The sequence below is a fragment of the Hoeflea sp. BAL378 genome, assembly GCF_000759435.1.
In the GTDB taxonomy this organism is placed as follows: domain Bacteria; phylum Pseudomonadota; class Alphaproteobacteria; order Rhizobiales; family Rhizobiaceae; genus Hoeflea.
On the sequence record NZ_JRJG01000172.1, the window covers coordinates 1 to 5,393 of the forward strand.

The following is a 5,393-nucleotide window of genomic DNA, read 5'->3' on the forward strand; positions in this document are numbered from 1 at the left end:
GGGTTCGGGCACCGGCGCCGGCTTTTCCGCGGGCTTCGGCGGCGCCTCGGACACGACTTCCTGCGGGCTCGGCGTGGCCGCCGTGGCGGATTTCAGGTCGACGTCATTTTCGCCGGCGTTCTCCGCGTCGGGCACCGGGTCGGGCCGCGCGGTCGGGATCGGCGCCGCGATCTCGGCCACGGGCGCGGTCTTTTCGCCCTGCTGGATCTGGGTGATCTCCTCGACGGGCACGATGGAGACGGGAAAGGATTCCACATCCGCCACCTCAAGCGTCTTCGGCGCGCCGAACGACGCCAGCGCGAAGCCCAGCACGAGCGCGTGCAATACCGTCGATGTCGCCAGGCTTCCCTTCATCCGCGCGCCGTCAACTGTCCTGTTCCTGAAGCGTGACCAGGCCGAGATTGGTGAACCCGGCCGCCGAGATGCGCGCCATCACCTTCATGACGGTGCCGTAATCCGCATTGGTGTCGCCGCGGACATAGATCCGTTCGCTGTAGCCGGTGGTGGCGATCGCCTCGAGTTTGGCGACGACTTCCTCGATCGGAATCTCCGTTTCCTGCAGAAACACCTGGCCCTCGGAATTGACCGACACCGTGATCGGCTGGGTGTCGGAATTGAGCGCCTTCGCCTGGGTTTCCGGCAGGTCGATCGGCACGCCGACGGTGAGCAGCGGCGCCGCCACCATGAAGATGATCAGGAGCACCAGCATCACGTCGACGAACGGCGTGACGTTGATCTCGCTCAGGAGCTGCTTGCGGCCGCCCCGGCGTCCGCGGCGCGATCCGCCGCTTCGGCCACCCTGTGCTGACATGCCCATGCCGCCTCCTATTCCGCAGCCGCGCGGGCGCTCAGGCGCTCGTCGATCTGGCGCGACAGGATGCCGGAGAACTCGTCGGTGAAGCCTTCCATGCGGGCCGACAGCTTGCCCGCGTCGGCGGAGAACTTGTTGTAGGCGATGACCGCGGGAATGGCGGCGAGCAGGCCGATGGCGGTGGCGAGCAGCGCTTCGGCAATGCCCGGCGCCACCACGGCCAGATTGGTCGATTTCGATCCGGCGATGGCCTGGAACGAGGTCATGATGCCGACCACCGTGCCGAACAGACCGATGAACGGCGCCGCCGAGCCGATCGTGGCGAGCGAGCCGAGCCTGGATTCAAGCGCGTCGGATTCCCGCGCCAGCGTCACGTCCATCGCCTTGTCGATCCGCATCTGCAGCCCGATCGGCGATTTGGCGCCGCGCTCGAACGACTTCTTCCATTCGCGCATGGCGGAGACGAAGATGGCGCTCATGCCCGAGGATTTCCGGTCCGACAGCGTCCGGTAGAGCTCCTCGAGCGATTGCCCGGACCAGAACACCTGCTCGAACTGATCCAACTGGCGCCGGAACTTGTTGAACGATATCCATTTGTCGGCCACGATGGCCCATGTCCAGATCGATGCGCCGATGAGGCCCAGCATCACGAACTTGACCACGAACCCGGCCTGCATGAAGAGCGACCAGAGCGTTACTTCGCTGGTTGCCGCAAGTCCAACTTGTTCCATTCACATATCCCTCGAATCCAAACGCCCGGTGTTATTACCGGGCGGCCAAAATGTCACTTGTGCCGGGAATCCAGAAGTGAGCGACCGCCGTCTATTCACTTCCCGAGTCTTCTCGCGGCCAATTTTGGTCAAAGGATGGCGCACGCAGTCCGCGCAATCCTCACGATTTCATTCATAAATAATTATGGTTAAGGCTTGGTTAGGATTCGCGCCGCGCCGCCGGCCCGGCTCATTGCTGCGGTGCGGCGGTAAATTTCGTAGCGAGCGCCTCTGGCAGGCGGCGCGCCCGGCCCAGGCCGTTGACCACCGCAACGGTGACCGAAGCCTCCGCCAGCAGGACAGCGTCGCGGCTGATGGTCTGCGACAGCAGCATGCGCGCGCCGCGGATGTCGACCGGCCGGGTGGAAATCGTCAGCACATCGTCCATGCGTGCAGGCGAGCGGAAGTCGATCTCCATCCGCCTGACGACGAAGGCCACGGCGTCCGCCGGATCGGCTTCCGCGTGCAGCGCGCCCTGGGAGACGCCGAGCAGGCGGATAAAGTCGGTGCGGCCGCGCTCGAAGAAATGCAGATAGCGGGCGTGATAGACGAAGCCGGAGAAGTCCGTGTCCTCGTAATAGACCCGCTGCGTGAGCAGATGCCCGCCGTCGCGCAATTCCCCCGACAGCTTTGCGTCCATGTGCCCTGGCCCCGTTCCATCATCGATCTGATCTGTCCACAACCCGGTTAAGGAATTGAGGCAATCGTCTTTCTGTCATAAAACCGATCTATCAGAATGAAAACACCGCTGGCACAGGAGACACACGGATGAAGATTGCAATCATGGGCGGAGACGGCTTCATCGGGTGGCCCACATCCCTGCACCTGTCCAATGCCGGGCACGAAATCCACATCCTAGACAACCTGTCGCGCCGCTGGATCGACACGGAGCTCGGCGTGCAGTCGCTCACCCCGATGGATTCGATCCAGGAACGCACAAGGATCTGGCATGCCGAGACCGGCCGCAAGATCCATTTCCACCTGATCGACCTCGCGAAAGACTACCAGCTTCTCAAGAACTGGCTGGCCGAGGAGCGTCCGGACGCCATCATCCATTTCGCCGAACAGCGCGCCGCGCCCTATTCGATGAAGAGCGACCGGCACAAGAACTACACCGTCAGCAACAATGTGAACGGCACCCACAATCTGCTCAACGCCATGGTGGAGATCGATCTCGACGCGCATCTGGTGCATCTGGGCACCATGGGCGTCTACGGCTATTCGACCGTGGGCGCGGCGATCCCCGAGGGCTATCTGCCGGTCGGCATCGAGACTATGGACGGCAAGACGGTCACCCAGGACATTCTCTACCCGTCCAATCCCGGCTCGATCTACCACATGACCAAGTGCCTCGATCAGTTGATCTTCCAGTTCTACGCCAAGAACGACAGCCTGCGCATCACCGACCTGCACCAGGGCATCGTCTGGGGCACCCACACCGACCAGACGCGGCGGCACCCGCAACTGGTCAACCGGTTCGACTATGACGGCGACTACGGCACCGTGCTCAACCGCTTCCTGATCCAGGCGGCGATCGGCTATCCGCTGACCGTGCACGGCAGCGGCGGCCAGACCCGCGCCTTCATCCATATCCAGGATTCGGTGCGCTGCATCGAGATCGCGCTCAACAACCCGCCCGCACGCGGCTCCAAGGTCGAGATCTTCAACCAGATGACCGAGACCCACCGGGTGCGCGATCTCGCGCAGATGATCGCCGGCCTCACCGGCGCCCAGATCGCCTGGCTGCCCAACCCGCGCAAGGAAGCGGCCGAAAACGACCTGGTGGTGCGCAACGAGAAGTTCCTGGGCCTCGGCCTCGAACCGACCACGCTCAGGGAAGGCCTGCTCGAGGAAGTCGTCGATGTGGCCAAGAAATTCGCCTACCGCGTCGACCGCAGCAGGGTCCCCGCCGTCTCGGCCTGGACCAAGGACATCGCCACCAAGATCAACCGCGATCCGGAAGGCAAGTCTCTCAGGGAGGTCTCTTGACGGAGACCACCGCTCCGGAGGGCGTCCGGCCGAAGACCGGCGCCCGCTCGGCCCATGCCTTCGTCACGCTGGTCACCAACCATGACTACGCCATGGGCGCGCTGGCGCTGGCGCGCTCGATCGGGCGCACGCAGACCACGGCCGATGTCGTGGTGCTGTGCACCGGCGGCGTCGACGCCGCCGATCTGGCGCCGCTTGGCGAGCTCGGCTGCCGGCTGATCGAGGTCGATCACCTGGACCTGTCCGACGGCTTCAACGAGCGCCACGCCCGCGGCAACCTGCATGCGGCGGCGCCCTTCGCCAAGGGCCGCAAGCCCGCCTTCCACTCGCCGCTCGACAATTTCTGCAAGCTGCGTCTGTGGCAGCTCGTCGGCTACGAGAGATGCGTCTTCATCGACGCCGACGCGCTGGTGCTGCGCAACATCGACAGGCTGTTCGGCTATCCGGAGTTTTCCGCGGCTCCCAATGTCTATGAGAGCCTCGAGGATTTCAAACGGCTCAATTCCGGCGTCTTCGTCGCCAAGCCGTCCGCCGCGACCTTTGCCGCCATGCTCGAACGGCTGGATCAACCGGAGATCTTCTGGCGGCGCACCGACCAGACGTTTCTCGAGACGTTCTTTCCCGACTGGCACGGCCTGCCGGTCTATATGAACATGCTGCAATATGTCTGGTTCAACCTGCCGGAACTCTGGGACTGGAAACAGATCGGCGTGCTGCACTACCAGTATGAGAAGCCCTGGGAGGCGAGCCATCCGAAGGCGCAGCAGCTCGAGCCGCTCATCGCGCTGTGGCATGCCTTCTACGAGGGCAAGGCCATTCCCGACATCGCGTCGCTTGCCGGCCCCTCCGCAACCGCCGGATCGCGGGTGGCATGAAGGCCCTCGTCACCGGCGGCACAGGGCTGGTCGGCCGCTACATCGTCGAGGAGCTGCTGGCGGCGGGCTACGAGGTCGTGGTCGCCGGACGGACGCCGCCCGCGAGCGGCCTGTTTTCCGCTCCCGTCGGTTTTTTCGAGTTCACGCTGGATGCGGCCGGCGATTACGACGCGCCGGTCGAGGGCGCCGCCTTTCTCATCCATGCCGCTTTCGATCATGTCCCCGGCCGCTATCGCGGCGGCGAAGGCGATGATCCCGCGGCCTTCCGCAGGCGCAATCTGGACGGAAGCGTTCGACTGTTCGAGACGGCCAGACGCGCCGGCCTCCGCCGCGCGGTGTTCCTGTCGAGCCGCGCGGTCTATGACGGCATTCCCGCGGGCGTGGCCCTCACCGAGGACACGGACCTGGCGCCGTCAAGTCTGTATGGCGAGGTCAAGCTTGGCTGCGAAAAGGCGCTCGCCGCGCTGAGCGACCCGGACTACTGCGCCGCGAGCCTCAGGCTGACCGGCGTCTATGGCGATTTGCACCCCAACAAATGGGACGGGCTGATCGGAGATTATCTGGCGGGCCGGCCGGTGCCGGTGCGCGCCGGCTCCGAGGTGCACGGCCGCGACGTGGGCCGGGCGGTGCGGCTGATGCTGGAGGCGGACGCGGCGGAAGTGGGCGGCGCGGTGTTCAATGTCTCCGACTTGATCGCCGACACGCACGACATCCTGTCCATCGTCAGCGACGCCAGGGGCTGCCCGCACCCCCTGCCCGCACGCGCCGATACGGCGGCGGTGGCCGCCATGGAGTGCGGAAAGATCCGCGCGCTCGGTTGGGAGCCGGGCGGCGAGACGCTGTTCGTCGAGACCGTGAGGCGGCTCGCCGGACCTTGTCGGGATTAGTCGCGAGGCAGTGGCCGCGGCCGGTTGGAAGCGCCCGCGGCTTGGATTAGGCTCGCCCGCG

6 protein-coding genes and 1 pseudogene are annotated in these 5,393 nt (G+C 65.1%); 3 read left to right on the forward strand and 4 right to left on the reverse strand.

The annotated features are described in order from the left end of the window. The 4 genes and pseudogenes from LL06_RS24220 to ybgC form a co-directional block, all read right to left on the reverse strand. A pseudogene (locus LL06_RS24220) lies at positions 1–354 on the reverse strand (hypothetical protein); the annotation flags it as partial. A 10-nt stretch (positions 355–364) separates the two neighbouring features. Beyond that, positions 365–817, reverse strand: a complete 453-nt coding sequence (gene tolR, locus LL06_RS24225; protein WP_035533163.1) for a protein TolR — start codon at positions 815–817, stop codon at positions 365–367. Between the two features lie 8 nt (positions 818–825). Further along, complete coding sequence (tolQ, locus tag LL06_RS24230; RefSeq protein WP_035533165.1) at positions 826–1,542, reverse strand: protein TolQ; 717 nt, start codon at positions 1,540–1,542, stop codon at positions 826–828. Positions 1,543–1,771: 229 nt separating this feature from the next. Then, positions 1,772–2,221: a tol-pal system-associated acyl-CoA thioesterase gene (ybgC, locus tag LL06_RS24235; protein WP_035533167.1), complete on the reverse strand. Its 450-nt coding sequence runs from the start codon at positions 2,219–2,221 to the stop codon at positions 1,772–1,774. A gap of 128 nt (positions 2,222–2,349) precedes the next feature. Here ybgC and LL06_RS24240 point away from each other — a divergent pair, with 128 nt between their 5' ends. The 3 genes from LL06_RS24240 to LL06_RS24250 are packed head-to-tail and all read left to right on the forward strand — an operon-like array spanning position 2,350 to position 5,332. Next, complete coding sequence (locus tag LL06_RS24240; RefSeq protein WP_035533168.1) at positions 2,350–3,570, forward strand: NAD-dependent epimerase/dehydratase family protein; 1,221 nt, start codon at positions 2,350–2,352, stop codon at positions 3,568–3,570. After that, entirely contained in the window at positions 3,567–4,445 is an 879-nt protein-coding gene (locus LL06_RS24245; protein WP_280114137.1) for a glycosyltransferase, read from the forward strand. The genes LL06_RS24240 and LL06_RS24245 overlap by 4 nt, the downstream gene beginning before the upstream one ends. Further along, a complete protein-coding gene (locus LL06_RS24250) occupies positions 4,442–5,332 on the forward strand; it encodes an NAD(P)-dependent oxidoreductase (RefSeq protein WP_035533169.1) in 891 nt (296 codons plus the stop codon). Before LL06_RS24245 ends, LL06_RS24250 begins: the two co-directional genes overlap by 4 nt. The last annotated feature ends 61 nt before the right edge of the window (positions 5,333–5,393 follow it).